Consider the following 26,273-nt stretch of genomic DNA (forward strand, 5'->3'; position numbering starts at 1 on the left):
AGGGATAGACGGTGTCCATGGCGCCGATGTTGAAAGTGTTGTTCATGGTAATGAAGGTAAAATTATTAAATGGTTGCGGTTACCATGAGAACAAAAACCAGCAAAGTAAACACGCCGGAGACGTCAAAAATATTACCGTCTTTTCCTGAGATAGTAATCACACTCCTAAAAACAGGCAGAAGAGATGACAAATCTCTTCTGCCTGGCATTTCATCAATTAATAACAAGGACAGTGATTGTCTGATTGTTGGTTGCCGGACTTCAACCGATTTTGATGTGCTTCGGTATTCTTTTTACCTGTTGCTGAACATTCTTGCTTCCATTCTCATTTCACAGAATCCAGGTACAGTTTACAGTTGCATGAGGCATCCGTATCAAATGATTTTATTATTTTCCTCTTTTGATTTATTTTCTGTAGAAATGGAGAAGCAAGGAGCTTCAAACCTATGGGCCAAGAGGTTCATCATAATTTCATTTGGTAGCTGAATTTACCGGGAACCGGAAAGTTTTACAGGATCAATGAATGCGAAAACAAGAATCTGACCCGAAAGATCGGCAATTCTCAATTTATTCAACAATCAGAGTCCCGTTTTTCAGAAATGGAAATTCTTGCCTACTTAATGGAGCAGGTTTTACCATCCGCCGCCCAGGGCGCGAGCGAGCTGGACGACGGCCTTGCGGATGTTCTGCTTCATGGTGACCAGGGATTCCTCCGAGCTGAGCCAGGAGCGCTGGGCCGTGATGACGTTCAGGAAGTCCGTCTGGCCGTTGATGTACAGGGTGCGGGAGAGCAGGAAGGCTTCTCTGTTGGCGTTGTTTTCCTTGTGCAGGTATTGCATCTGGGAGGTGTAGTTGCCGTAGGCGATCAGGGCGTCCTCCACCTCGGAGACGGCGGTGATGAGCGTCTTGCGGTAGGTTTCCGCGGCTTGTTCCGCCGCGGCTTTCTGGGCGCGCACCGTGGCTCTCAGGGCTCCGCCCTGGAACAGGGGCTGGAGCAGGTTGCCGCCCAGGGACCACGCGTTGTTGTTTTCCCGGAAGAGCTGGCCGAAGTCTCCGCCGCGGCTGGAGAGGGATCCCGTCAGGCTGAAGCGGGGGTACAGGTCCGCCACGGCTACGCCTACGTTGGCTACGGCCACGTGCAGGTCCGCTTCAGCGGCGATGACGTCGGGCCTGCGCCGCAGGAGTTCGGAGGGGAGGCCGACCGGCACGACGGGCGTTTTTTCAAAGACGGAGGCTTTGGGGAGCGTCAGCTCCACGCGGGAGTTGTACGTGCCCAGCAGCACGGAGAGCTGGTTTTTGGCGGAGGCCACCTGTGCTTCCAGCGCCGGGATGCGGCTTTCCGTGGAGGCGACGGTGGAGGTGGCCTGTTCCACGTCCAGGCGGGGGGCGAATTCCGATTTGTAGCGTTTTTCCGCAATGGTGAGGGTGTTGCGTTGGATTTCCAGCTGTTCCCGGGCGATGCGGAGCTGTTCGCAGGCGGTGATCCAGTCAAAGTAGGCCGTGGCGACGTCCGCCAGCAGGGCCGTGCGCACGGCGCCCGCGGAGGCTTCCGTAGACATGAGGGAGGCGCGGTAGGCCTCAATGGAACGCCGGTTGCCGCCGAAGAGGTCCAGCTCCCAGGAGGTGGACGCCCCCAGGGTGAAGTCCTGGGAGGTGGAGCTGCGGAAGCCCCGGTCCGGGGACAGGCTCCAGCCGGCGCTGGCGTCTGCGGAGGGTAGCAGGGAGGCCTGGGAGACGCGGAGCCTTTCCCTGGCTTCCCGGATGCGGAGCAGGGCCACCTTCATATCCGGATTGTTGTTGAGGGAGGTGGAGACCAGGCGGTTGAGCTGGGGGTCCCCGAAGATGTTCCACCAGGAGCGCAGGTCCTTGTCAGAGCTACGGGGGGGCCTGCTCTCCGCCCAGGCGGCGGGGAGGTCGTTGGCCGGCGGCCGGAAGTCCGGGCCTACCATGCAGGAGCTCAGGCAGCATGCGGCCAGGAGAGGGAGATGTTTGAACATGGATGACATGGGAAAGGAAGAAGTAAGGTGTTATTCGTGTCGCAGGGCGTCGATGGGGTCCATCTTGGACGCCTTCCAGGACGGATACCATCCGAAGGCCAGGCCGATGAACACGGAGACGCCCACCGCCAGGGCCATGGCTTCCGGGGAGGAGGCGGTGGCCCAGTTCATGGTGCGGCTGACGATGATGGAGATGGCCTTGCCGAGCGCGATGCCCAGCGCGCCGCCCACCACGCAGAGCAGAACCGCTTCCAGCAGGAACTGGCGCATGATGTCCTGCGGACGGGCGCCCACCGCCATGCGCAGGCCGATTTCCTTGGTGCGCTCCGTGACGGAGACGAGCATGATGTTCATGATGCCCACGCCGCCTACGACCAGGGAGATCATGGCCACGATCATCAGCAGGTTGGTCATTACCTCCGTGGTGCTGCTCATGGCGCGGGACATTTCAGCCATGTCCCATACCCGGAAGTCGTCCAGCTGGCCGTCCTTGAGGTTGTGCTTGGCGCGGATGACTTCCGTGATCTGGTCGATCGCCTCGGAGGAGCGCTCCGGGTCCGCAATCTGCGCCATGATGGAGTCAATGTTGTTGAAGCGCCGCGGGTGGGGGGCGTCCGTGTAGGGCTGGTCCGTGGTTTCCGTGTAGTAATCCACGGAATTGGCGGTGTATTTGTCCGCCCGGTTGAAGGTGGTGGTGGATTTGCCGGAGGAAGTGGAGGCGGAACCGCCGCCCAGGCCCTGGAGGCGGTAGCGGATGCTCGTCCAGGGCAGGATGATGGAGTCGTCCTGGTCGCGGCCCATCATGTTGGCGCCCTTTTTCTGGAGGATGCCGATGACCTTGAACATGACGTTCTTGATGCGGATGTCCTTGCCCAGCGGGTCTTCATCCCCAAAGAGCTCCCTGGCTACCGTCTGGCCGATGACGCACACGCGCCTGGCCTGCTCCACGTCTTCCTCGGAAAAGGGCTGGCCGCGGTCCATGTCATACCAGCTCTTGATTTTCAGGTATTCCACGGAACCGCCTTCCACGGTTTCCGGGCTCCAGTTCTTGTTGCCGTAAATGACCTGGCCGCTGGCGCGCACTACGGGCGTGGCACGCAGGACCATGGGGCAGTCCTTCGCGATGGCCTCGCAGTCCGCGTTGGTCAGGGAGGCCCGGCCGCCTGCGCCGGTATTGACGCCGCTCTTGGAGATGGCGCCGGGGCGGATGTTCAGCGTATCCGCCCCCATGGAGGCGATGGTGTTTTTAATCTGGAGCGTGGACCCCTGGCCGATTTCCACCATGGCGATCACCGCTGCAATGCCGATGATGATGCCCAGGATGGTGAGCGCCGCGCGCATGGGGTTGCGCACCAGGGCCTTGATGCAGGTTTTAAGGAGAGGAAGGAATTTCATACGTCGTCTTTGCTTAGCGTGTCGGAAATCCCTTCGCAGATGAGGCCGTCCGCCATGTTGATGGCCCGGTCCGTGAAGGCGGCTATTTTGGGGTCGTGCGTCACCAGGATGACCGTGATTCCCTGGCGGCGGTTCAGGTCCTTGAACATGTGCAGCACTTCCTTGGAGGTGGTGGAGTCCAGGTTCCCCGTGGGTTCGTCCGCCAGCAGGATGCTGGGGTTGTTGATGAGGGAGCGGGCGATGGCTACGCGCTGCTGCTGGCCGCCGGAGAGCTGGGCCGGGGTGTGGTCCATGCGGTCGGAAAGGCCCACCAGGTTCAGCAGCTCCACCGAACGTTCGCGCATGGCCTTCATGCTGAGGGTGGGGTGGGCGTACACGGCAGGCATCATCACGTTTTCCAGCGCGGTGGTGCGGGAGAGCAGGTTGAAGTTCTGGAAGACGAAGCCGATGCGCTTGTTCCGGAGCGTGGCGCGCTCTGCGGCGTTGAATTTGGCTACGTCTTCCCCGGCGATGTAGTAATGGCCGGAGGTGGGGCGGTCCAGGCAGCCCAGGATGTTCATCAAGGTGGACTTTCCGGAACCGGAAGCCCCCGTGAGGGAGACGAATTCCCCCTCCTTGATGTCCAGGGTGATGCCCTTGAGCACTTGAAGGTCAATTTCCCCCAGGTGGTACACCTTGGTTATGTCACGTAAGCGGATCACGTTGTTGTAGTGCTTGAAGCGGTAAAAAGGAATGGTTGAGCGGGTGGATGGAGGCGTTTCCCCGGATCAGGGAGGCGGGGGCGGCCCGCCGTTGCCGGAGGCGGAGGGAGCCTTCGTGTTGCCCGTGCTCGGCTTGCGGCGCGGCGGCATCTTGGGCGCGAACGGATTTTCCCCGCCGGCGGAGGCGGAAGCTCCGTCCTCCGAGTTGCCGGAGCGGTTCAGTATCTGCGCCGTGGAGACGATTTCCATGCCTTCCCGGAGCGTTTCTCCCGTGATGGCCGTCAGCATGCCGTTGCTTTCCCCCCTGGTGACCAGGTGGGGGTAAAGAAGATTGTCCCGCAGTTCCCAGACCACGGCTTTTTTCTTCTGGCCGTTTTGGGCGGGAGCGGCCAGTTCCGGCTGCATCCGTTCAAAGGCCGCCTTCTGCTCGGCGCTGACCAGTTCCGTTTCCGGACGGAAGCGGAGCGCGGCGTTGGAGACGAGGAAGGCGTCCCGGATGTCCTCCACCACGAATTGAACGTTTGCCGTCAGGTAGGGGATGAGGAGCTTGTCCGGGTTGGGCACGTCAATGTCCACGATGTAGGTGACCACATTGGAGGTCATGGTGGCGTCCAGACGTATCTTGTCCACTGTTCCCTTGAATTTGCGGCCGGAGAAGGCGTCCACGGTGAACAGGACTTCCTGCCCCTTGCGGATGCTGCCGATGTCCGCCTCATTCACGGCGGCCCAGATTTTCAGCTTGGAAAGGTCCGTGGCAATGTAAAACAGGCTGGAGGCGCTCATGCTGGAAACCACCGTCTGGCCTATGTTGACCAGGCGCTTGACCACCACGCCGTCCACCGGGGACTGGATGGTGGTGTATTCCAGGTTGCGCATTTCCTTCTTAAGCGCGGCTTCCGCCTGTTTCAGGGAGGCTTCCGCTTCCTGCAGGGAGGCTTCCGCCACGGCCACGTTGGCGCGTGCGGTCTCTTCATCCGCAATGTACTGGTCGTAGCTGGACTTGGAAAGGGCATCCCCTGGCCCCAGCTTTTCCGCGCGTTCGCGGTCCAGCCTGGCCTGCTGGTGCTTGGCCTTGGCCTGCTGGATGTCTGCCTTGGCGCGGGCGATTCCGGCGATGGCCTGCGCCTTGGAGGCTTCCGCACGCTGAACGTCCAGCTGCACGGGCAGCTTGTCGATTTCCGCGAGCATCTGGCCCGCCTTCACCGGGCTGGAATAATCCACCACCTTGCCGTCCAGATCCTTGCCGAACTCCATGATGATGCCGCTGACCTGGGCGCCCACGTCCACCAGTTCATCAGGTTCCGTGACGCCGGTCGCGTCAATGGTGATCATCAGGTCCCCCTTCTCAAGAGGCTCTGTCTGGTAGTCCACCTGGATCGCTTCGTTCCCCTTCCACTGTTCCCAGGCGAACCAGATGCCTCCGAGAACGGCAATGACGATGATGAGTTTGATGAATCCCTTCACGACTATAATATACTTCGCAATAATGAAAAAGTTGCACAGATGTTAAAAACTTTTTCGCAACAGGGCGTGATCCTACCATGATTTCCGGAAATGTCTAAGGGTTTATTTTGTTCGTTAACAGTTGTTATTTATAAACTAACAATATTACATTATCGTAATGGGCTGTCCCTTTTTTACGGATTTGTAAGAATATGGAGGAAGGCCGTTTCCGGAATGGTCCCAGGAATGAATTGATAACCATCGTGTTTCATCCATGGGTAAAAATTGGCACGCTTCTTGCTAGATACAAGATGAAGGATCGCACGATCCGGAAACAACCAATCAACCATATGTACAAAAACGATTTATTTGACCTGGTGTTCAGGCTGCTTCATTCCTTCTGCCGTTCCTCCCGGCCGCCCCGGAAGGAGAAGGAGCGGGAGCGGAAGGCCCGGAAATATTTGAAGGCCATGGTGGCGAACGCGCGCATGCGTTCCTTTTAAGCGCGTGTGCGCTTCCTGCCAGGAAATGCCGTGGGGCGCAGAGGTGCGGGGAAAAGCAATCAAAGCAGCCGTGCCGGAATGCTTTGATTCCGGTGCGGATTCAAGAGGGGGCCATCGGGAAAACAGGCCCCGGCGGGGTTCCCGGCTGCAAGGGAAAGAGAAAGACACCGCTGCACCGTCTCTGGCTGTGAGCCACGTTCCCGTGCCTCAATAGAGCGGGGACTTCCGCCGCTGTTTTGACTTTTCCGGTATAGGACGTAGTCAGCCCTGCGTCGGGGCTGCCCCCATTAGGTTGTAATATCGGTTCGGGCCACTTTGCCAGGTAATGACGAGTGCAGCAGCCACCACCTTATATACCCCAGAAGGGGGAATGATCCAAGGTGTTTTTGGAATCTTTTCAGACATGCGCAGGCAATCCTCCGCGGAGTGGTTGAAGCTGAACGGGCTGCCGTTTTGTCAGCGGTTTTCTTCCATCCACTGCCTTAAAACGGGGAGGTCTGCGGGAGCCCAGGGCAGTTTTTCCAGCATGTGGCCGGAGAAGAAGCCCAGGCTTTCGTGTTCCAGGGGCCGGGGCAGGGCGCAGGGCTCCAGACGGCACAGGAAGGGGATGAGGCGGATGATGCGCTCCCGTTCCCGGTGCCGGACGGGGGTGAGCATGCGGACGGGATGGACGGCGCATCCCAGTTCCTCCCGTATTTCCCGGATGATGGCGTCCCGGGCGTTCTCTCCGGGTTCCACCTTTCCGCCGGGGAATTCATAAAGAAGCCCGTTGGACTGCCCCGCTTTCTTTTTTGCTCCCAGGAGAAGGGTTCCTTGTGCGGAGGGCAGTTCAATCAGGGCGCAGCAGACGTCCAGGATGTTCATCATGCGTTGAAATCCAGAGAATGCAGGTTCATGATGCGGGAATCCGTGTCCAGAATGCCGAAGCCGATGCGGCCGGTCCTGCCCTGGAGTTCCCCCGGATTGGCCAGCAGGCACCCGCGGTACATTTCCCGCACGGCCTGGTGGGTGTGGCCGTACAGGGCGGCGTCCACACTGCCGCTGCGCGCTTCCTGCATGGCGTATTTGGGATAGTGGGAGAGGGAGAACTTCATGCCGTACCTGGTGAGCAGGACGTGTTCCGGGTGCAGGCGCGCCGCCGTGGAGCAGGTGGCCAGTTGGCGCATGATGGCAAGCTCGTAGTCGTTGTTGCCCGGAACGGCGTCCAGAGGGAGGCCCCCCGTCAGTTCAATCAGGCGCTGGAAGCTCTCCGGGGTGGTGCAGTCGCCCAGGAACATGAAATGTCCGCAGTCCAGCAGGCGCATCTGGCGCATCGCAAGCTCCAGGTGGTCCGTGCGGTCGTGCATGTCGGAAAAAACGCCTATCTTCATGGTGTTGGTCGGTTCATGGCATGGATGGGCCAGGCCTTCAATTCGTCCGGCAGGGGAGGCAGGGGCGCATGCTCTCCCTCCCGGCGCAGCAGGCAGGTGAAGCCGCCTGCGCCCGCGCCGTGAAAAGGCATGAGCCGGTAGCAGGCCTCCTGAGTCAGGGCGGAACGGAAAGGCTCCAGCTCCGGCACGGCTGCGGTCCGCAGGTCCGGACAGCGTTTCAGCAGGTACAGGACGTTCCGTTCGTTCTCCTCCGGGGCGTAAGTGCATGTGGTGTACAGCAGATAGCCTCCGGGCGCCAGGCACTGGAGGGCCGCCAGCAGAATGCCCCGCTGCCGCTTGGCGTTGCCCCCGGTGACGGAGGGGTTGAAGCAGCCGGGGTTGGGAATGCCCTTGGCCAGCAGGGATTGACCGCTGCACGGGGCGTCCGCCAGAATGAGGTCAAAACAGCCCGGGGTCAGCTCCGCCCACTGGTCCGGGCGCAGACGCTGGGTATATACGCCGGTGAAGCCGCAGCGCAGCAGGTTGTGGCGCAGGATGCCCAGGCGCTTCGGGTGCACCTCGTTGGAGACGTGCTCCCGCGGGGCGGTCCGCGTCTGGGCCAGAATGCTTTTCCCGCCGGGAGCCGCGCACATGTCCAGGCAGCGTTCCGGCCGGAACGGCAGATGCGCCAGCGGAGCCGTCTCCCAGACGGAAGAGAGGTCCAGGGGATAGTAATAGCCGCGTTCGTAGTCCGGCAGGGAGCCGGGTCTGGCCTCCGCTTCTCCCGCCGGGAGCGCCAGGATGGAAGGGTGGCCCCAGTCCCGCGGCGTTTCCTCCGCCGGCAGGGGCGGCAGGTAGCCTTCCGGAGCTTTCGGGGTGATGACCAGCGCGCTTCTGGAACGGTCCCCTGCCTGCATGGCGTCCAGAAAATCCTGCTCCTGTTCCGCTGTCAGCTCCAGCTTGCGGGTGAGCCTCAGTATTTGGGAGGTGGACACGAGATCAGGCCCGGAACGTTTCGCCGAAATGGGTGTTGAGCGCCAGATGGGCGGACCCCAGGATACCCGCCTCCGTGCCGAACTGGGCGGGGAGGATTTCAAGATGCTCCACCAGCGGAGCGGCAAGCTGGGTCTTCATGATCTCCTGAAGGGGCTGGAAGAGCAGGGTCTTGGCCTTGGCCACGCCGCCGCCGATGATGATGGCCTCCGGGTTCAGGAGGTAGCAGCAGTTCATCAGCGCGCAGGAGAGCTTTACGGCCAGGTCGCGCCAGACCTGCGCGGCTACTTCATCCCCCGCCAGCGCGGCCCGTTCCAGGGCGATGGGGTTGCAGTCCACAATGGCCTTGTCAACGCCGTGGCTGGCATACAGGGTGCGGGCGTCCGCCGCTATTTCCCGGTTGCCCACGTAATCCTCCAGGGAACCGCGGTTGCCGTAATGGCCCAGCCGCCCCCGGTAGTCGATGCTGGTCTGGCCCAGTTCCCCGGCGGAGCAGGTGGCCCCGCGCAGGAGCTCCCCGTTCACGATGAGTCCGCTGCCCACGCCGGTGCCCAGGGTCAGGCAGACCAGGTGCCTTTTCCCCTTTCCGGCTCCCAGCTTCCACTCCGCGTAGGCCATGCAGTTGGCGTCGTTCTCCACGTACACGGGCAGTCCGCAGGCGGCCTGGAGCATGTCCCTTACCGGAACGTTGTTCCAGCCGGGCACGTTGGTGAGCGTATAAACGGTGCCCTGGTAAAAATTGACGAAGCCGGGCATCCCCATGCCGATGGCCTGCACTTCCGGATGGTTCAGCCGCAGCATGTTCACGAACTGGGCGATGGCTTCAATCAGTTGGTCGGGATTGCCGTATTCCTGGGTGGCGATGGAAGGCGCGTGCGCGATCACTTCCGTGCCTTTGACGACCCCCAGCTTGATGGAGGTGCCCCCGAAGTCAATGCCGATGGAGGGAATGGTTGAAGCTGTCATATGGTACCAATATAGAATTTTGCCGGGCGTTGAAAAGGTTAAAAGAAGTATGCTTCCGTTAAAAAAACGGCAGGCGGGGCAGCGGGAAAAATGACTTGTTTCATAGCTGAATTTTCTTGAATGAACATTTGAGCGCTTGTAGTGTCTCATAGTCTAGTCAGTTGGGCGGTTTCGCCCGCTGTTCGTGAAACATCGTCAACCTCAGCCCATAGAGACACCTCCTATGCCTACTCCCAAGAAAACCGATAGCAAGACCGTCGCCAAGGAAGCTCCGGCCCCCAAGAAAAAGACCTGCGGGAAGTCCGCCTGCAAGACCGCTGTAGAGCAGGAGGCGCCCGCCAGGAAAAAGTGCTGCAGGAAAAAGGCCGCTGAACCGGAAAAAGCCGCCAAGCCCGCCAAAAAGGCCGTTGCCCCCGCGGCTGCGGTGGAAAAGAAGACGGAACCGAAAACGGCCCGGAAGGCCCCGGCCAGAAAAATCGCTTCCTCTCCCGCCGCCCCGGCTCCCGCTGCCGCAAAGAATGAATTGACGGATGAGCAGACGGAAGCCATCGCCGCCGCCAAGGCTGAACTGGCCGCCAATCCGGAATGGGAACCCTTTGTGCAGATGCAGCGCCAGCACTTGATGGACCTGCGCGACAGGGCCCTGGACAACATGAGCGGCGTGGCCCGCGACACCCTCCGGAACCATCCGGAAGGCAGTGAAGCCTCCGGCTCCGGAGAACACCAGGCGGATGCCGGGAGCGACGCCTATGACCGCGACTTTGCGCTCAGCCTGCTTTCCAAGGAACAGGACGGCCTGTATGAGATTGAACAGGCGCTCGCCCGCATTGACAACGGAACGTACGGCATCTGTGAAATGTCATACAAGGTCATTCCCATCCTGCGGCTGGAGGCCATTCCTTTCGCGCGGCTCACGGTGGAATGCCAGGCCCAGTGGGAAAAGGAAAAAGGGCAGAACGCCCGGTTCCGCCCCAGAGTGGCCCTGGGCTTTGCGGGAGGACAAAATGATGTAGATTTATCTGTTTCTCTTGACGATGACGAAGAATAGTGTATAAATCCTCCCCCGTAACACATTTTCATCATGCCAAGAGACATCATCATCCTCGAATGCACCGAGGCTAAAGCCGAAGGAAAGCCTACGTCCCGCTACGTCACCACGCGCAACAAGAAGAGCCTGCGTACCCCCGGCCGCCTGGAAAAGGTTAAGTACAATCCTTTCCTGAAGCGCCGCACGCTTCATCGTGAAATGCGTTAACCGCGGTCCAGCTCATCGATTATCTTTATTACTATGTCCACTGAACCCAAGACTGTAGAACGTCGTATTCGTTTCCGCACGTGCAATCGCCAGATGCCGCGCCGCCGTCTCGACATCCCGATGGATCAGGTCGATCTGCTCAACCCCGATTTCCTGTCCAAGTTCACCTCTGAAACCGGCAAGATTCTTCCCCGCCGCGTGACCGGGCTGTCCGCCAAGATGCACCGCAAGGTGACCCGTGAAATCAAGCGGGCCCGTTCCATCAACCTTCTGCCGTAACAAGCCCCAAGGAAATCTCTTTCGGTAGAAATTGTCTTTGCAGGCGGGAGTTTGTCCGGTAACAGGGCAGACTCCCGCTTTATTTCCAGCCAACATCCTCCTTCCGCATGCAGGAACTGAAAGATACCCAGTCCGAGACGGATACGCGCAATATCTCCATTGACCGGGTGGGCGTCAAGGGGCTGCGCTTTCCCATCCAGATCCAGGACAAGCTCAACCGCATCCAGTCCACCGTGGCGACGGTTTCCCTGGCGGTGGACCTGCCGGAGGAATTCAAGGGCACGCACATGAGCCGCTTTGTGGAGGCCCTGCACCAGCACGGCCCCCTGCTGGACGTGCATACGGCCCTGGCCATTCCCCGGGAACTGCTCCGCCGCCTGTCCGCGCGCCGCTCCCATGTGGAAATGGAGTTTCCGTTCTTCCGCGCCAAAAACGCCCCCGTAACCGGAATTGAAGGACTCATGGACTACGTGGTCCGGTTTGAGATGGAGGCGGAAGCGGACAACAAGCTGGCGGACTTCAAGCTGACGGTGGTCGTCCCGGTGACGACGCTCTGCCCCTGTTCCAAGGCCATGAGCGCCTATGGGGCCCACAACCAGCGCGGGCTGGTCACCTACTCCGTGCGCTTCGCCTCCCGGCCCGTCTGGATTGAAGACCTGATTGACCTGGTGGAATCCTGCGCCAGCTGTTCCCTGTACAGCGTGCTGAAAAGGCCGGATGAAAAATGGGTGACGGAAAAGGCTTATGAAAACCCCGTTTTTGTGGAAGACCTGGTGCGCAACGTGGCGCTGAAAACGCAGAGCCACTCCGCTTTCAGCTGGTACCGGGTGGAGGCGGAAAACTTTGAATCCATCCACAACCACCAGGCGTATGCCGTCATTGAACGGGACCTGCGTTCCTGAGCTGCTTTCCGTACAGGACTTATGAACGACAACTGGTGGGCCATTGCATCTCTCGTCCTGTCCCTGGCTTTTACGGGGCTTGGCTGGCGGCTGCTGGCCTCCGGCCGCCGGTTTTTATACGCCCACCTCTGGATGGCGTGCCTCTTTGCGCTCCAGACGGGGGCGCTTTGCGTCAAGGCGTACCAGACGGGGATGTGCCCCATCCGCGGCGCGTCGGAGGTGCTCTTCTTCCTCTCCTGGACCATCAACCTCTTTTACCTTCTTCTGGGGCGCGCCTACCGCATGTCCGTGCTGGGCATCTTCACCGCTCCGGCCATTGCCGTGCTGACGGCGCTTTCCCTGCTGATCGGCCTGTACGGCGCGGATGTGCAGGGCACGCATGACTTCTGGGTGACGGCGCACGTGGGCGTAGCCATGATGTCCTACGGAGCCGGAGGCCTGGCCGCCGCTGCGGGCGTGGCGTTCTGCATGCAGAACGAATGCCTCAAAAGGCGGCAGATACCCGGCACCTGCCGTCTTCTGCCCCCTATCCGCACGCTGGAAGCCAGCATGAAGCGCCTGGTTCTGGTGGCGTTCCTCCTGCTTCTGGCCGGGGAATGGCTCGGCTGGCAGAGGCATCTCCCCATCAACGGGGCCAAAACCTCCATCGTCATTCTGCTGACGCTGGGCTACAGCATTCTGCTGTGGTTCATCTACCGCCGCGGCATGCCGGGGCGCGCCCTGGCCTACTGCTGTGTGGCCCTCTTTATTGCATCCATGAGCATTTTCCTGGTAAGCTGATGAGAATGGTTTGTTTAGGCTTGAATCACCGGACCGCTCCCGTGGAAATACGGGAGCGCTTTGCCGTGCCGTCCCACAGGCTCCAGGAGGAGGGGCGGCGCATCCGCTCCCTGCCGGACGTGGACCAGTGCGTGGTGCTTTCCACCTGCAACCGCATGGAAATCTACTACTGGTCTGACAGGCCGGAAAGCGCGCAGGAACACATCCTGTCCCACTTCCTGGGAGCGGGCCGCGGGAACGTGGACATGGCCTCCCACTTTTACAGCCATCTGGGGGCGGATGCCCTGGAGCACCTGTGCCGCGTCCTGAGCGGGCTGGACTCCATGGTGCTGGGGGAAACGGAAATCTTCGGGCAGGTGAAGACGGCCTACCAGATGGCGCTGGACGCCGGAGTGACCGCGGCCTGCGCCAACAAGACCTTCCAGAAAGCCTTCACCATCGGCAAGAGGGTGCGGACGGACAGCCAGATTCACGCCGGAGCCACCTCCGTGGGGTCCGTGGCCGTGGAGCTGGCGGAACAAATCTTCGGCGACCTTTCCGGCACCCGCGTCCTCATCCTGGGAGCCGGGGAGATGAGCCGCGTCACGGGCCGCGCCCTGCACGCCCGCGGGGCGGAGGGCATCTATGTAGCCAACCGTTCCTTTGACCGGGCGGTGGAACTGGCGGGCATGATCGGCGGCCAGGCCATCCGGTACGACGTGTGGGGGGACTACCTCAGGGACATTGACGTGGTGGTGGCCGCCACCGCCGCCCCCCACTGCATCATCACCCGGGAGACGCTGCTGCCGCTGCGCGCGCCCCGCAAGTACCGCTCCCTCTTCCTGATTGACATCTCCGTGCCGCGCAACATCTCTCCGGACGTGGCGGATATTGACGAGGTGTACCTCTACGATATCGACACCCTCACCCAGCTGGCGGATGAAGCCAAGCGCAGCCGGGAGCAGGAAGTCTCCCGGTGCGAAGCCATCATCCAGGACAACATCTCCAAATACTTTCCGGACTCCGCGCTTTATGACCAGTAAAAACACCCTTATCATCGGCACCCGCGGGAGCGCCCTGGCGCTGGCCCAGGCGGACATGGTGCGGGCCGCCCTCTCCCTCCGTTATCCGGAACTGGACGTGCGCCGGGAAATCATCCATACCACCGGGGACCGCCGCACGGACGTGCCGCTGGCGGACGTGGCCCGCGTTTCCGGCATCGTGGACAAGGGAATCTTCATCAAGGAACTGGAAACCGCCCTCCTGGAAGGCCGCATTGACGTGGCGGTGCACAGCCTCAAGGACGTGCCCAGCGAGCTGGCCCCCGGTTTCACGCTGGCCGCCGTGCTGCCCCGCGCCGCCGTAGAAGACGTGCTTATTACGAGGGAGCCGGACTGGAACGGCTCCGGCACGCTGGCTACCGGAAGCGTGCGCCGCCGCCTGATGGCGCGCACGTACTGGGGTTCCGGCCTCCGGTTTGAAGACCTGCGGGGCAACGTGCCCACGCGCCTGGCGAAGCTGGCGGAGCATCCCGGCTGGGACGCCGTAATTCTGGCCAGGGCCGGACTGGAACGCCTGGGGCTGTATGCGCCGGAAACCCTCGTGGAGGGGAGGAAGCTCTACATGCGCCCCCTGCCGGTGGAAGCCTTCATTCCCGCCGTGGGGCAGGGCATCGTGGGCATGGAATGCCGCTCTTCCGACCGGGAGACGATGGAAATGCTGGCTGGAATCAGCGATCCGGAAGCCTTCGCCTGCGCTCTGGCGGAACGCGCCTTCCTGGTGCGCCTGGGAGCGAGCTGTTCCACGCCCGTGGGCGTTTACGCCCGTTTGGAAGGGGATGAACTGGTCCTGCGTGCGGCGTACTACGCGCCGGGCAGGGAAGAACCTTTTGCCGTGGTGGTCCGCGGGGACCGGAAGGAGCCCGGGGCCCTCGGCCTTCGTGCGTTTGAAGAATTGGACCTGCGCTGACGGGGTGCGCTCTTCCGCTTTTTCCGGAGCGGACAGGGATAAAAAAAGGTTCCGGACCAAGTCCGGAACCTGAATTAAGCAGAGAGCTCACGGGGAATTAATGTTTTTCCTTGGAGCTTGAGCCTTTATCGCTCATAAACTGCCCGGTTGAAGCATCGCGCTTGACGCGCTGCCCGGTTTTGTTCGTGGTGGTTTCGGAGCGCTTCTTGGAAGAACCGCTTTTGTGATTTCCACCCATGTGGGAACTACTTGCCATGTTGTTTCACCTCCTTTCCATTTTCTTCGCCTGTTCATGAACGAGAGAAGAAATCCGGCCATATCATAGGTCCCTGTGACAGCATTTGGGCCTGTAAACGGCGCTTGTTCAAAAATGCGCGCCTGCTTATGAAGAAGACCGCTGCATAAGATAATCCCTCAGGGCCGCGGCTTCATTGTGGTCCCTCTCCCTGGCGGAATACAGCAGCGTAAGCTTTCCCTTCCGCGCGAGCTGGAGCAGATGGGAAACGGCCTCCTTGTTCCCGTCCAGTTCCTCGTCATACTTCCGGCGGAAGGCGTCCCATTTGGCCGGATCATGCGCAAACCACTGGCGGAGCGCCGTGGACGGAGCCACATTTTTCAGCCATTCATCCCAGGAAGCCTTTTCCTTGGAAATCCCGCGGGGCCAGAGACGGTCCACCAGCACGCGGTAGCCGTCTCCGGTTTCCTTCGGGTCATAAATTCGTTTGATGGTTATATTCATACGAAAAAAGTCTGATGAAGGAATAGAGCGGGCAAGGCTTGCTTTTGTTGAGCTGCGTCGGGACATGCGCCGCCCGATGCCGTGAATGGAAACGGCTTGGTGATGGGGAAAACGGCAAAAAAACGGCACCGTTCCGGAGAGGGGACGGTGCCGGAGAACATGTGGCTGAAGACACTTAAAATTCCATCATAACGCCTGCTCTTCCGCTCTGGTTCAGCTGCCGGTTGCCGGCTTCCAGACTGTAATCCACGCCCGCGCTCCAGTTGCCGGACAGGCTGACATGGAATCCGGCGGAAGCCTCCAGGACGGTACGGCCAGGGTTGACGGCCATGGCCGTCCAGGAGCGGGAGGTTCCACGTACGGAAACATGCGGCGTTTTCCGGTCCAGATCGTGCGCGATTCCCGTGCGGACGTAGCCTGCCGCTTCCCGTCCCAGCAGGGAGCCGTTCCGGTGGAACTCCACCCCCAGGCGACCGCGCAGGACATTCGCGGAGCTGTCTTCCAGATGGTAGGCATGGCGTTCCCCTGCGGCGGTGGAGGCGCTTTGAACGCTCCCCGCGTACTGGAGGCCGGAATAAAGGCCCAGCCGCGTTTTCCGGTTCAGCCTCCTTGTCCATGCTCCCTGTACGTCGAGCAGCCAGGTTCTGTCCTTCCATGAGCTTTCCAGGCGGTCTCCGGCCAGGTCCGGGGAAATAACGCCCCCCTTGCTGCGGGCGGTGCCATAGCCCCCCTGCACGCCCAGAAGCAGGGAATCTTCCGCGTTCACCTGCACGGACCGCGCCAGTTGGAAAAGGGCCATGACGGCGTCCTGGTCAAAGCTGCCCAGGTCATTGTTCACATCGTTCGTCCCGAAGCTCTGGCCGAAGGCGCCCCCCGCCGTCCAGACCGGGGAAAGATCGTAACTCCCGCCCACGGAATACCCGTGGGAGCGGAAGCGGTAGCCTTCCACCGCGGCCTGGGAGGCCTGGGTGAAATAATCCCCCGTGGCCGTGATCCAGAAAGCCGCGCGCCCGTCCGGCTTCAGCCGTTCTCCCTCCCTGGTTCTGGCGGCCTCTGCAAAACTGCGGAGGCTGCGCACGGCGGTCCACTGGGAATTGCCCTGCACGCCTCCCACGCCGGACGGGGGCCGCCAGCCCCCCGTGTCCGGTCCGGAAGGAACAAGGCCTCTATTCTGTCCGGAAAGGTAATCGAAAAAGGAACCGTCCACGCTGTAGCTCCACCCGTCGGCATCCACCAGCCGCACGCTTTTGGCTCCGTTGACGCTGTCCATCAGCTCCTGCGTCTGCCCCTCATGGGAAAAAATGAAGGGGTGCAATTCATCATAGGGAATGCTGAGGCGGCTGACGTCCAGAACGAACTCCAGGGAACCCGCAAAGGCGGCAATGGAGGAACCTTCCGTAAAATTCCATACGGGATTCTCTTCCGTGGCCGCCGCCATGGAATCGGTCATTCTGACGAGCACGGTATGGACGGCACCCGGCTTCACGGCATGCACGCTGTACTGGCCGTCCATCGTCGTAAAGCCTTCAATGATGAAACTGCTTCCCTGCCATGCATCCAGCGAGCCGCGGATGGCCGTTCCCTCCCCCATGCACAGGCTTCCCTGGTACAATTCCGTGTTGAATCCGTCAATGGAAGCTCCGTCCTTGAAAAAGACGGTTCCGTCCACGGGATAGCCTTCCGCACCGGGCTTGTTGATCGTCAATATGTTCCTGTCGTTCTCCCCCCGGATGCCGTCGTAAAAGACCAGGGAGCCGCCGTTCCCGGCGTAAAGGGCGATGCCGGTGGAAAACAGGGAGTGGATGGCATTGGAAGCGCCGCCGCCCCCCAGTGCCGGAACGTGGTCCCTGTTGCCTCGGAAAATGCTGTCCCGCCCGTTGGCGATAATCCGGAGCCGCCCTTCATTCGCAATGGCTCCTCCCTGCGCCAGGGACGCATCTGCGGAAGAAGCGTAATTATCGTAAAAGGAACAATTCACCAGCGTCAGCGTGCAGCCGATAAAATTGTGGATGGCCCCCCCTCCTGATGCCGTCTCCGTCATGGAAGAGACATGGTTGCCGTTAAAGACGCAGGAAACAAGCGTGCCCGTGGACCCGGATTCCAGGTTGAGCGCGCCTCCCCACGCACGGCCTGCGCTGGTGGAATGAGCCGTGCAGAAGGCATAATTCCCTGTAAAAGAGGCATTGCTCAGCTTGATGGAGGCATTGTTATTCAAGTTCACGGCTCCACCGGAGGCTGCATAGCCCATGGCGTAATTCCCGTGGAATTCCAGGGCATCCCCTTCCAGGCGCGCCCCGTACGTGGCCATGGAGACGGCGCCTCCCGCCGCCGTGCTCATGCCATTGGCCCCGGCATTCAGGTAAGAAGTGTAATTACCGGAGAAACGGCAGTTGCTCAGGGTAACGGCGCCAAAGCTGGCAATGGCACCGCCGTACTGCTGGGGGCTGTTCAGACACGGTTCATGGAAGGAGACGTAATTATTGGTGAAATCGCACCCCTGGATACTCATCACGGAACCTGCCGCCCCGGCAAGCGCGCCTCCTTCTCCGTCTGTCTGGGAAACCATTCCGTTATTGGAAAAGGAACATCCGGAAAGAATCAGCCTGGCGTTCTCACCGTTGGCGATGGAGCCGCCGGAGGAAGAGGAAAACCAGCTCACGGCGGTATTGAAATTGCCGGTGATGGTGCAGTCGCTGATTTCCAGTGTGCCGCGGTTGTCAAACGCCCTGCTGGTGAAAACCTGGGCGCTCTGCTTGGTGGAGGAGATGGTGTGGTGGCCTCCATTCAGCGCCAGGGAAGTTCCCTGGGAGACGGTGACGGCGCCCCCGTTGCTTGTTACCTCTGCAACGGAACCGTCCCCGCTCAGGTCAAGTACCGTTTCAGTGATGGACTCGTCCTGCCAGTCCCGAACGAGGTCATCCCAGGAAATGGGGCTGGAAGCGGCTGCATGGGGCACGGCCTGTGACAGGAGCAGGGCGGCGAGGAGGGGGAGAGGAAGTCTCGGAGTCATTAATTTGGAATTTGTTCTTGGATTGGGTTTTGCGGCTGTGTCCGCAAAACTTCCCGAAGCCTGGGGGATTTTCAATCCGCAGAGACAGCGTTATGAACTTGAAACCAAGGGTTTATTTCTCTTTCATCCTATTCCTCCTCGTGTCCGGAAAAAGTGAATAAGCGTACCGGATAAGGCTTAAAAAATCTTGCCTTAAATGAATTATTGTTGACAACGGATTGAAAATCCGATGAATACAGAAATTTTATAAAATTACCCTGGGGAGATAAGCTGCTGGACCGGAAGTAACATTGAAGGCCTGCTCCAAAGCATGGGCTAAATGAATGAAGGACGCGGGTTTCCCTTCTTCGTCAGAAACTGTCCGGGGAATTCAAGGGAAATAAACTGGCGCTCCGCGCGGGATAATTGCTTGATTCACATGATTATCCAGTCGCCTGTTTCATTTCAGGAATAGTTCACCGGCATAAATCCTGAAACTCTTTATTTAATATTCCTCTTTTTATATATTTGTGTTCTGGAACAATGCACAAGGCATTTCAGGCAGGTGCTGCATCCATATATGTTAACGATCTCATCTCTTGAAACAGAGATGCTCCAAATTTTACCTTTAAGAACTTTTCTCTCGCAGATATTGACACAAGCGCTGCACCTTCCGCACTTTGGAAATGGAGGTTCATGTAATACCGTTTCCAGTGGAGCATCAGTTAAAACCGTACCGAGACATTGTGCTGCGCCATATTCGGGAGTAATTAACAGGTTGTTTTTTCCAATCCACCCTAATCCGCCAAGTAGCGCGACTGTTTTATGAGGTAATACTGACTCTTTGGTTTCATCATTGAATACGTCATCAGCCACCAGCCCCGTATCGGATTGCGATATGGCTTTATAACCCTTTCCGGCAATGAACCTGGCTAAATCGTCTGCTATTTCCCCCGCCTTATGTTCAGTTTGTGAAAATTCATCATCATCGAAATCGTAATTGTTATCTATCCGCGCTTGTACGTAATCGGGAGTATCAAATACCGTCCTGACATACTCTGCGGTCAGCGGGAGTACAAAGACAATGGCGTTCGGGAGTTGCCTGTTTTGCTTTTCGTCTAAATGGAATATGCTGACAAAACGTATCAGTTCCGCTCCCCGGTTTCTTAATTCGCTTTCTATTTCTTGATTCAAGTATTTCATATTTTCTTTTATCAGAACTTCATTTTAGAAAACGCAGGAACGGGGTTGGCCTGAAAATATCAGGACGCCCCTACTTCCGCCAGGAGGCATCGGGTACGGCTCCGCGGTATTGCAGTGTCAGGATCAGCATCTTGAGCTCGCTGAGGCGCAGGTCGTGTTCCTTCCTGACCTGGGGATTCAGAGAGCCGTGAAACAGCCATTGATCCGTCTGGGCGGACATCAGGCGCTGGGCCGTCAGCGCCATGGACAGGGCCTGCCCCGGAGACTGGGCCGCAATGGCCGCGCTCCAGGAATACAGCATATTACTGTAAATGGTGGTCCAGGCGAACATGCGGTCGTCAAACCTGCCGGGACTCTCCACATAGGGGCGCAGCAGCCTCTCCGCCTCCGCAAGGCGCCCCTGGCGGATGTAAAGCAGGCTTTTGGCCGCTGCCAGGCCGTGATTGCCGGGACTCCGCAATTCCGCCTCTTCCTCCTGCCGTTCCAGTTCCCTGAGCCGCGCCTCGTCTGGAGCGGCAGGACTGCCCACGGCATGCAGGATGCTGCGCCGCACCAGGTCCGGGTCCAGGCTGCTGGAAGCGGCCTCTTCCAGCATGGGAAGCCGTTCGTTGGAGGAAACCGGAACGGGCCGGAGGGAGGCCTTCCAGACCGGGAAAGCCCGGAACGCGTAGCACAGGGCCAGCGCCGCCAGCAGCAGCGCGGCAGAGGCCTGGAACCAGCGTCCGGCGCGCCGGGAGGCCTTCACCCGGGAAAGGGAGGCGGTGCAGGTAATGCCGCAGCACAGGGCGCTGGCGCCCAGCAATGCCGGATTGTGCCAGATGAACTCCCCATAGGCATGGAAGGCGGCGATGCACAGCACGCAGAAGGCCGCCGGCCCCAGGGGATTGGCGCGCTGGCGCTCCCCCGCCAGCTGGAGCACGCTCCGGAAGCCGGAAACGAGGAACAGGGCCAGCAGGGCCAGCATCAGCCCCAGCCCGGCATAGCCGTAGTCGCAGGCGGCCTGCGCGTACTCATGGTGGGCGAAATTGGGGAGGCTGGCCCCGGCAAAAAATTCCGTGGAAAGGTTGGTGAACATCCGGCTGCCGTGGCCGAACCATGGGGCCTGGTCCGCCAGCGCCCACGCCAGTCTGGACAGGTCCAGACGGCTCCCGAAGGAAAACGTATCCAGCAGGGAGGCCAGCTTTCCGGCTCCGTTGGCCAGGTCCAGCACGGCATAAGCCGCTCCCAGGAAGAGAAGCAGAATGAACAGGATGGCCGCCGTATAAAATTTCCTGTTATTGCGGAAAACGCTGGAGGTATAAATGAAAAAGCACAGGGTGACGCCAGCCAGCGCATTCGGAAAGGCGGCGCGGGAACTGCAGGTGAAGGAAACGAGAACGAGCGCCAGCCCCGTGAACAGGCTGATGCCCCATTTCCTGGCGGAAGCCATGCTGTACGCGCAGAGGAAAAATCCCGTGACGGACAGGAAATGAGCGGAAAAATTCTTGTACCCGAAGAGCCCGATGTTGCGCAGCTCCGTTCCGAACAGGGAATAATCCGGCCTGAACCAGGAGGCCTCCGTACCCGTCATGTTCTGGTACCCCCACAGCAGGGCGTTCAGCAATCCCAGCGCCGCCGCCAGCACGGGAAGAACGCTCCTTTCCCCATTCCCGGCTCCGGCATACGCCCCCGCCATGAACATGGCCATGGCCGTGACGATGAGGCCCAGGTCCGCCACTCCCTCATAGTAAAACCAGGGTGAAAACCACGCCCGCAGGAGGAAATAGCCGCCTCCCAGCCCCAGCGCCAGCCATCCCGGCAGCCCGGGGCTGGGAATCTTGTACCCCCGGAGGATGCAGAAGCAGAACAGCAGAAGGGCCGCCGCCAGAAGGCAGGCGGGAAGAAAAAGGGTGTGCCACTCCCCACCTGCCGCCGCCGTCGCCAGAAGGGCGTAAAAAAGGGCCAGCAGGGCCATCAGGGCTTTTCCGGCGGCGGTTTCAGCAATGCGTGGTGCGGAAGGCTTGCTGGGGGCGGGGTCTGGCATGGCGGGAACGGGCTGGATGACGGCAGGGAAGGTAACATTATAAACGCAGGAAACCCCCTTGCCAAGAGCAAGCTTCCGTACAGGACGGGATGGATGCGGCGGCCTGTGCGTTAAAACCGGATGGGCCGGAAAAGGGGGAGGAAAGGGAGATAAAAGGAATGGAGTGAAAAACGGCTTTCATGGAAGGATGGCATGTACCCCCTGTTTTGAAAGAAGGCTTTCAGGGAGCGCCGCATGCTTCTGAATGAATGCACGGACAAAGGCCGCACTTTCAAAAACCGTATTCCTTCATTCTCTTGAACATTCCTTCGCTGGCTCCCGGTTTCCTTTCGGCTGCGGCAAAGGCCTGCTGCTCTTCTGCGCGGCCTTCCGTTTCAAATGTGGAGCTGAAAGACCAGGTATCCGGCCTTCCGCTTTCCCGGCCTGTTACGCCTGGATGCCGAATTTGCGCTTGATCTCCGGAATGGAATAATTCACCAGCGTGGGCTTGCCGCCCGGGGTGCAGTACGGCACTTCGCAGGCCAGCAGTTCCTTCAGGATGGCCGGGGCGCGGTGCGGGGAAATACGTTCCTTCCAGGCGGATTTCCTGGCGATTTCCCCGATGAAGGTTTCATAAGCCATGCGTTTGGCGTTCCGGCTGAATTCGGACTGGGTGAGGCGGTCCACCAGCTCCAGCAGGAAGGTGCGGACATTCTCCAGTTCCAGCAGGGCGGGGAGGGATTCTATCCTGATCGTATTCTGGCCGAAAGGCGTGACGGTCATTCCGGCCTGGTCAAAGTGGGGTGCGAACTGCTGGATAACGGCAAAATCCCGCGGGTCCAGGTCCAGCATCACCGGGTCCAGAAGCTGCTGGGACGGCATGGGCGCTTCCCGGTGCGCCCGCAGCCGTTCAAAGATGATGCGCTCCCGCGCGGCCCTGGGATGCATCAGCACCAGGCCCTCCGGCGTTTCAAACAGGGCGAATTGCTGGCGGAGGGTTCCCATATAGGTGAACCCGGCGGTGGCGTCCCTCTCCGGAGCGGCCTTTCCGCAGGCGTCCCTTGCGCCGCCGCCCTCCGCCTGATGCTGGAAATCCAGTTTCCCCTGGGTGGCGGGAACCTGCTTCAGGGGAATGGGGCGCAGGGGGGGAAGAGGAACAGCCTCCCGTGATTGCTTGCTGGGGGCGGGGGAAGAAAGGGAAGGGAGTTTGGAGGAAGGAGCGGGGGCCGTGCGGGGTTTTGCCGGAGGGAAGGCCTGGGAATTGTCCGCCCGGGAGGGTGTTTCCCCATGCGGCGCGGCGGAAGGCGGTTCCGGAGGGCCGCCGTCCGTCTCCGGCACGGCGGCGGAAGCGTGAATTTCCTGCCGGGCGTGTTTTTGGAGGGTGTTGGCAATCGCCTCCACAATGGTATTAACCACGTCCGCGGAACGGCGGAACCTCACCTCCTTCTTGGCGGGGTGCACGTTGACGTCTACCAGCGCGGGCTCCACCTCCATATACAGGAAGAGCGCCGGATGCAGCCCGGTGGGAAAACCGCCGTAACCGTCCCGGATGGCCCGGTTGATGAGCTGGTCCTCCACGGGGCGGGTGTTCATGAAGACGTACTGCCCCTTTCTGGTGCGCCTGGCCTCGGAAAGCGGGAGCAGGAAGCCCGTGACGGAAATGCCGGGCCCGATGGTCGTTTCTATCGGAATCAGGGCTGCCGCCGTAGCCGCATCCGTCAGCGCGGAGATGCGGACGCGCAGGTCCGCCGTGGCCGGAAGGTCGAAGACGAGCTGGTCGTCCCGCTTGTAGGTAAAGCGCACCTGGGGATAGGCCAGGGCATGCAGGCGTATCTGGTGCTCCACATGGGAAGCCTCCGTCTCCGCGGATTTCAGGAACTTGCGGCGGGCCGGGGTATTGTAAAACAGGTCGGAGACCTCAATGGCGGTGCCGGGGGAGACGCCGGAACTTCTCGGCTCGTGCTCCAGCCCGCCGTCGATGCGTACTTCCCAGCCCTCCAGCGCCTGCTGCTGCCTGGTGCAGAGCTTGAAGCGGGAGACGCTGGCAATGCTGGGAATGGCCTCCCCGCGGAAGCCCAGGTGAGTGATTTCAAACAGGTCCTCCAGGGAGGAAAGCTTGCTGGTGGCGTGCCGCTTGGCGCACAGGCACGCGTCTTCCCGGGACATGCCGCAGCCGTCGTCCGTCACCTTGATCAGGCCCACGCCTCCGCGGCGTATCTCCACCCGCACGGATCTGGCTCCGGCGTCCAGGCTGTTTTCCACCAGCTCCTTCACGACGGAGGCGGGGCGTTCCACCACCTCGCCCGCCGCCACCTGGCTGGCAAGAGTGGGGGACATGACGTGGATGGAGGGCATGGCGGTGACGGATTGGGAAGGGAAATAAAGGAAAAAGGGAGCCTAGCCGCCGGCGACGATGGAGACGATTTCCACCCGGTCTCCGGGAGAAACCGTAATCCGGGAAAAATCCTGCGGCAGGAGCGCGGAGCCGTTGTGTTCCACGACGACGGGTTTGCCGTTCATGTTCAAGAGTTCCAGAAGCCGGGAAACGGAACAGGGTTCCGCCAGTCCATACGGGGCTCCGTTCAGCGTAATTTCGTTCTGGGCTGCCATGGCGGAAGTAACCATACCACAACGGGTGGAAAAATCCAGAAACATACCGGGGGGATGGCGTAAAAAAGATTCCGGTTCAAGACGGAAGGAAAAGAAAAAACTGGCATCGCGTACGGGACTCGAACCCGTGTTGCCCGCGTGAAAGGCGGGAGTCCTAGACCGCTAGACGAACGCGACATTAGGTTTGCAGGGACTGCGCGACGGAGTAAACACAACCACCGCGCAAAAGGCAAGAACTATTTAACCAAGGCCGCAAAAAAGCGTACTTACGGGAGTTCCCTCCCTCATTCTTGAAAGTGTGAAAACAACCTGATTCACCAATACCAAGCCAATACAAAAAACTTGCATGCCAAATAATGCCAATATATAACGGCGGTATCTGCTACAAAAACTATGCGCTATCTGCTATCCATCCTTACTATCCTAGCCATCATTGGAACAGTCTGGTACAATAACCATTTGACAGTACAACACGACCAGAACGTAAATGAACTGAACTCTCAACTGGAAAAGCTGCAACTCACTACAGAGCCCAAAATCAATAATCTGGAGAGAAAGATAAAGGAATCTTATGACACTCTTGACCTGGAAGAAGAAACATTCCGGAACAAGAGGGATGCGTTAGAAACTATCCTCAAACAAACACAAGCACAACAGGAACGAACAGCACAACAGAACGCGGAACGGGCTTTACGCCGTAAAAAGGCCGCTGTGGAAACAGCACTAGCTAACCGTGAATTAACTGCTAAGGAATGGGAAGTCACGCTGGCGACTTTTAAAACACGACGGGCAGAAATAGCTAAATTACTTGATAAAAATAAACAACAGATAACTCTTAATAATAGGAAACTTGCTGACATCATTAAACGTGATACGGAAGACATAGCAAGACGGGAAGACGCTATGAGGTCCGCCGCCCGCGCATCAATGACAAGCGGAAGGGCTGGAGGCCGTGGAACCTCTTATGCGATCATTGAAGCCAAGGAAGCCATGGAAAAAAAGCACAGGAACATGAACAAAGCGGTTGCCCTGCAAAACAGAAAACTCATGGAATCCATAGATACTATGGAAAAAGAATTGGTCCAAATGGATCGGGCGGAAGAAAAATTTATGCAATTGAACTCTCCGCATAATAAACCAGTTGCACACCTTGAACACTCTGAAGAATTCGTGGCAAAAGTGCCCGTAGGAGAAAAAGCACACCAGGACCTTCTAAAACTCCACGAGGAACACAAACTCTCCGTTAAAAAGCTTCAGAACACAATTAACGACCTACTGGACGCAAAAAATTCTTTAGAAACCAGGCTTAGCGACGTCCGCCGTGACATCAACAAGCAAAAAATGGATATTCAAGATAAGCATCAGCAAAGACTGAGAAACGCTCAATTCACAGGATACGCAATCATTGGAATTTTAGCAATTCTTACGCTCATTTCTTTTTCTTTTACAAATAGATACGCCTGATAAGTCACATTGCCTTCCCCTCTCTAGTCGTGTCCTCACAGGGTACGGCTTTTTTGTTGTCTAAACTCTAACTCTAACTGTCACTTTTGCCAAGGAGTGCAGCACTTCCTGTGTCCGGGTAGCAGCTTGAGAAGCCAAGGGGCGGCGGCCTGGCGCAATGGCGGAAGCTACCGAATGACCATTAGCCGGCCGTCAATGCATTCTTGGGGGATTGCGGTAGAATGGACCCTGACCATAACGGCCTAAAAGTTCATCGGCCGCAGGCACGCCTTTCCGGAACGGATTATGATGCCTTTTGGGAGTTCGTGGAAGATGAAGGCGGCGTGTCCCTGGGGCGGGAGCGGGATTATGACTGGATGCACTTTCAGTTTGCGCGGTTGTAAATAAATTGTAATAAAGGGGATATTCCTGTATATCCGCATTGCCGGGTTGGTTCCGGACTAAAGAAAGGAGGTGTAACATGTGATACTTAATCCCGAATTAGTAGTACGGCTGATGGAACTTATTATTGTTCTGACTAGCTAAAAGAAAGCCCCGGCCTGGTGACGCAGGCTGGGGCGATTTTTTAGAGGTGTATGCGATACACGAACTAGTAGTAATGCCAATATGTGCTAGAACCACTTTTTGTCAAGATAAATATTATCAGCTTTTATCAGCTTTTATCAAGTAATTTGGAAAGTGTATTTCTTACTTCGCTTTTTTCCGCGGGAGTCCCATTTGACGGTGCGGCCGTCATTTAACTGGAACGTCTTGCCG

At 59.1% G+C, this 26,273-nt stretch carries 25 protein-coding genes and 1 tRNA gene; 10 read left to right on the forward strand and 16 right to left on the reverse strand.

Annotated features, from left to right (window positions below):
• Positions 1-84: 84 nt before the first annotated feature.
• Entirely contained in the window at positions 85-486 is a 402-nt protein-coding gene (locus HJW02_RS06540; protein ID WP_146019607.1) for a hypothetical protein, read from the forward strand.
• Between the two features lie 146 nt (positions 487-632).
• On the opposite strand, the gene HJW02_RS06545 is transcribed toward HJW02_RS06540, so the two are convergent.
• From HJW02_RS06545 to HJW02_RS06560, 4 genes are all read right to left on the reverse strand, one after another.
• Positions 633-1,997 carry an efflux transporter outer membrane subunit gene (locus HJW02_RS06545; protein WP_180971771.1) on the reverse strand — a complete coding sequence of 455 codons (1,365 nt, stop codon included), beginning with the start codon at positions 1,995-1,997 and terminating at the stop codon, positions 633-635.
• A 30-nt stretch (positions 1,998-2,027) separates the two neighbouring features.
• Positions 2,028-3,392: an ABC transporter permease gene (locus HJW02_RS06550; protein ID WP_022396970.1), complete on the reverse strand. Its 1,365-nt coding sequence runs from the start codon at positions 3,390-3,392 to the stop codon at positions 2,028-2,030.
• Positions 3,389-4,093, reverse strand: a complete 705-nt coding sequence (locus tag HJW02_RS06555; RefSeq protein WP_022396971.1) for an ABC transporter ATP-binding protein — start codon at positions 4,091-4,093, stop codon at positions 3,389-3,391. Before HJW02_RS06555 ends, HJW02_RS06550 begins: the two co-directional genes overlap by 4 nt.
• Before the next feature lie 66 nt (positions 4,094-4,159).
• Complete coding sequence (locus tag HJW02_RS06560; RefSeq protein ID WP_022396972.1) at positions 4,160-5,557, reverse strand: efflux RND transporter periplasmic adaptor subunit; 1,398 nt, start codon at positions 5,555-5,557, stop codon at positions 4,160-4,162.
• A 329-nt stretch (positions 5,558-5,886) separates the two neighbouring features.
• On the opposite strand from HJW02_RS06560, the gene HJW02_RS06565 reads away from it, so the two are divergent.
• Positions 5,887-6,039 (forward strand): hypothetical protein, encoded by a 153-nt coding sequence (locus tag HJW02_RS06565; RefSeq protein ID WP_156340774.1) that lies wholly within the window; start codon positions 5,887-5,889, stop codon positions 6,037-6,039.
• 456 nt (positions 6,040-6,495) lie between these two features.
• On the opposite strand, the gene HJW02_RS06570 is transcribed toward HJW02_RS06565, so the two are convergent.
• The 4 genes from HJW02_RS06570 to HJW02_RS06585 are packed head-to-tail and all read right to left on the reverse strand — an operon-like array spanning position 6,496 to position 9,347.
• Positions 6,496-6,906: an NUDIX domain-containing protein gene (locus HJW02_RS06570; protein ID WP_102721337.1), complete on the reverse strand. Its 411-nt coding sequence runs from the start codon at positions 6,904-6,906 to the stop codon at positions 6,496-6,498.
• Positions 6,903-7,409 (reverse strand): metallophosphoesterase family protein, encoded by a 507-nt coding sequence (locus HJW02_RS06575; RefSeq protein ID WP_102721338.1) that lies wholly within the window; start codon positions 7,407-7,409, stop codon positions 6,903-6,905. Before HJW02_RS06575 ends, HJW02_RS06570 begins: the two co-directional genes overlap by 4 nt.
• Positions 7,406-8,383, reverse strand: coding sequence for an RsmB/NOP family class I SAM-dependent RNA methyltransferase (locus tag HJW02_RS06580; protein WP_102721339.1), 978 nt, complete (start codon positions 8,381-8,383; stop codon positions 7,406-7,408). The genes HJW02_RS06575 and HJW02_RS06580 overlap by 4 nt, the downstream gene beginning before the upstream one ends.
• A 4-nt stretch (positions 8,384-8,387) precedes the next feature.
• Positions 8,388-9,347, reverse strand: a complete 960-nt coding sequence (locus HJW02_RS06585) for an ROK family protein (protein WP_022396977.1) — start codon at positions 9,345-9,347, stop codon at positions 8,388-8,390.
• Positions 9,348-9,570: 223 nt separating this feature from the next.
• Here HJW02_RS06585 and HJW02_RS14015 point away from each other — a divergent pair, with 223 nt between their 5' ends.
• The 7 genes from HJW02_RS14015 to hemC all read left to right on the forward strand — a co-directional run bounded on the left by HJW02_RS14015 (position 9,571) and on the right by hemC (position 14,510).
• Positions 9,571-10,395: a TraR/DksA C4-type zinc finger protein gene (locus HJW02_RS14015; protein WP_180971772.1), complete on the forward strand. Its 825-nt coding sequence runs from the start codon at positions 9,571-9,573 to the stop codon at positions 10,393-10,395.
• A gap of 33 nt (positions 10,396-10,428) precedes the next feature.
• On the forward strand, positions 10,429-10,602 hold the full coding sequence (gene rpmG, locus HJW02_RS06595; protein ID WP_022396979.1) for a 50S ribosomal protein L33: 174 nt from the start codon (positions 10,429-10,431) through the stop codon (positions 10,600-10,602).
• 33 nt (positions 10,603-10,635) lie between these two features.
• The gene (gene rpsR, locus HJW02_RS06600; protein WP_022396980.1) at positions 10,636-10,881 is read left to right on the forward strand and encodes a 30S ribosomal protein S18; all 246 of its coding nucleotides are present in this window, start codon (positions 10,636-10,638) and stop codon (positions 10,879-10,881) included.
• Between the two features lie 107 nt (positions 10,882-10,988).
• Positions 10,989-11,783, forward strand: a complete 795-nt coding sequence (folE2, locus tag HJW02_RS06605) for a GTP cyclohydrolase FolE2 (RefSeq protein ID WP_102721342.1) — start codon at positions 10,989-10,991, stop codon at positions 11,781-11,783.
• A gap of 21 nt (positions 11,784-11,804) precedes the next feature.
• Positions 11,805-12,563 carry a cytochrome c biogenesis protein CcsA gene (gene ccsA / locus HJW02_RS06610; RefSeq protein WP_022396982.1) on the forward strand — a complete coding sequence of 253 codons (759 nt, stop codon included), beginning with the start codon at positions 11,805-11,807 and terminating at the stop codon, positions 12,561-12,563.
• 20 nt (positions 12,564-12,583) lie between these two features.
• Entirely contained in the window at positions 12,584-13,585 is a 1,002-nt protein-coding gene (gene hemA, locus HJW02_RS06615) for a glutamyl-tRNA reductase (protein WP_240454337.1), read from the forward strand.
• Positions 13,575-14,510, forward strand: coding sequence for a hydroxymethylbilane synthase (gene hemC / locus HJW02_RS06620; protein ID WP_180971773.1), 936 nt, complete (start codon positions 13,575-13,577; stop codon positions 14,508-14,510). Before hemA ends, hemC begins: the two co-directional genes overlap by 11 nt.
• A 97-nt stretch (positions 14,511-14,607) precedes the next feature.
• Here hemC and HJW02_RS06625 read toward each other — a convergent pair whose 3' ends face one another.
• The 8 genes from HJW02_RS06625 to HJW02_RS06660 all read right to left on the reverse strand — a co-directional run bounded on the left by HJW02_RS06625 (position 14,608) and on the right by HJW02_RS06660 (position 24,230).
• Positions 14,608-14,766, reverse strand: coding sequence for a hypothetical protein (locus HJW02_RS06625; RefSeq protein ID WP_156340775.1), 159 nt, complete (start codon positions 14,764-14,766; stop codon positions 14,608-14,610).
• Between the two features lie 126 nt (positions 14,767-14,892).
• Complete coding sequence (locus HJW02_RS06630; RefSeq protein WP_102721345.1) at positions 14,893-15,249, reverse strand: DUF488 domain-containing protein; 357 nt, start codon at positions 15,247-15,249, stop codon at positions 14,893-14,895.
• A 175-nt stretch (positions 15,250-15,424) separates the two neighbouring features.
• Positions 15,425-18,259, reverse strand: a complete 2,835-nt coding sequence (locus HJW02_RS06635; RefSeq protein ID WP_102721346.1) for an autotransporter outer membrane beta-barrel domain-containing protein — start codon at positions 18,257-18,259, stop codon at positions 15,425-15,427.
• A 480-nt stretch (positions 18,260-18,739) separates the two neighbouring features.
• The gene (locus HJW02_RS06640) at positions 18,740-19,441 is read right to left on the reverse strand and encodes an epoxyqueuosine reductase (protein WP_102721347.1); all 702 of its coding nucleotides are present in this window, start codon (positions 19,439-19,441) and stop codon (positions 18,740-18,742) included.
• Between the two features lie 70 nt (positions 19,442-19,511).
• A complete protein-coding gene (locus HJW02_RS06645; RefSeq protein ID WP_102721348.1) occupies positions 19,512-21,464 on the reverse strand; it encodes an O-antigen ligase family protein in 1,953 nt (650 codons plus the stop codon).
• Positions 21,465-21,890: 426 nt separating this feature from the next.
• A complete protein-coding gene (gene mutL, locus HJW02_RS06650) occupies positions 21,891-23,798 on the reverse strand; it encodes a DNA mismatch repair endonuclease MutL (RefSeq protein ID WP_102721349.1) in 1,908 nt (635 codons plus the stop codon).
• Positions 23,799-23,840: 42 nt separating this feature from the next.
• Positions 23,841-24,053, reverse strand: a complete 213-nt coding sequence (gene thiS, locus HJW02_RS06655; RefSeq protein ID WP_180971774.1) for a sulfur carrier protein ThiS — start codon at positions 24,051-24,053, stop codon at positions 23,841-23,843.
• A 101-nt stretch (positions 24,054-24,154) separates the two neighbouring features.
• A tRNA-Glu gene (locus tag HJW02_RS06660) sits at positions 24,155-24,230 on the reverse strand.
• Between the two features lie 216 nt (positions 24,231-24,446).
• On the opposite strand from HJW02_RS06660, the gene HJW02_RS06665 reads away from it, so the two are divergent.
• Complete coding sequence (locus HJW02_RS06665) at positions 24,447-25,517, forward strand: hypothetical protein (RefSeq protein ID WP_102721350.1); 1,071 nt, start codon at positions 24,447-24,449, stop codon at positions 25,515-25,517.
• Positions 25,518-26,273 lie beyond the last annotated feature (756 nt).

The organism is Akkermansia sp. GGCC_0220 (assembly GCF_017566105.1).
Taxonomy (GTDB): domain Bacteria; phylum Verrucomicrobiota; class Verrucomicrobiia; order Verrucomicrobiales; family Akkermansiaceae; genus Akkermansia; species Akkermansia massiliensis.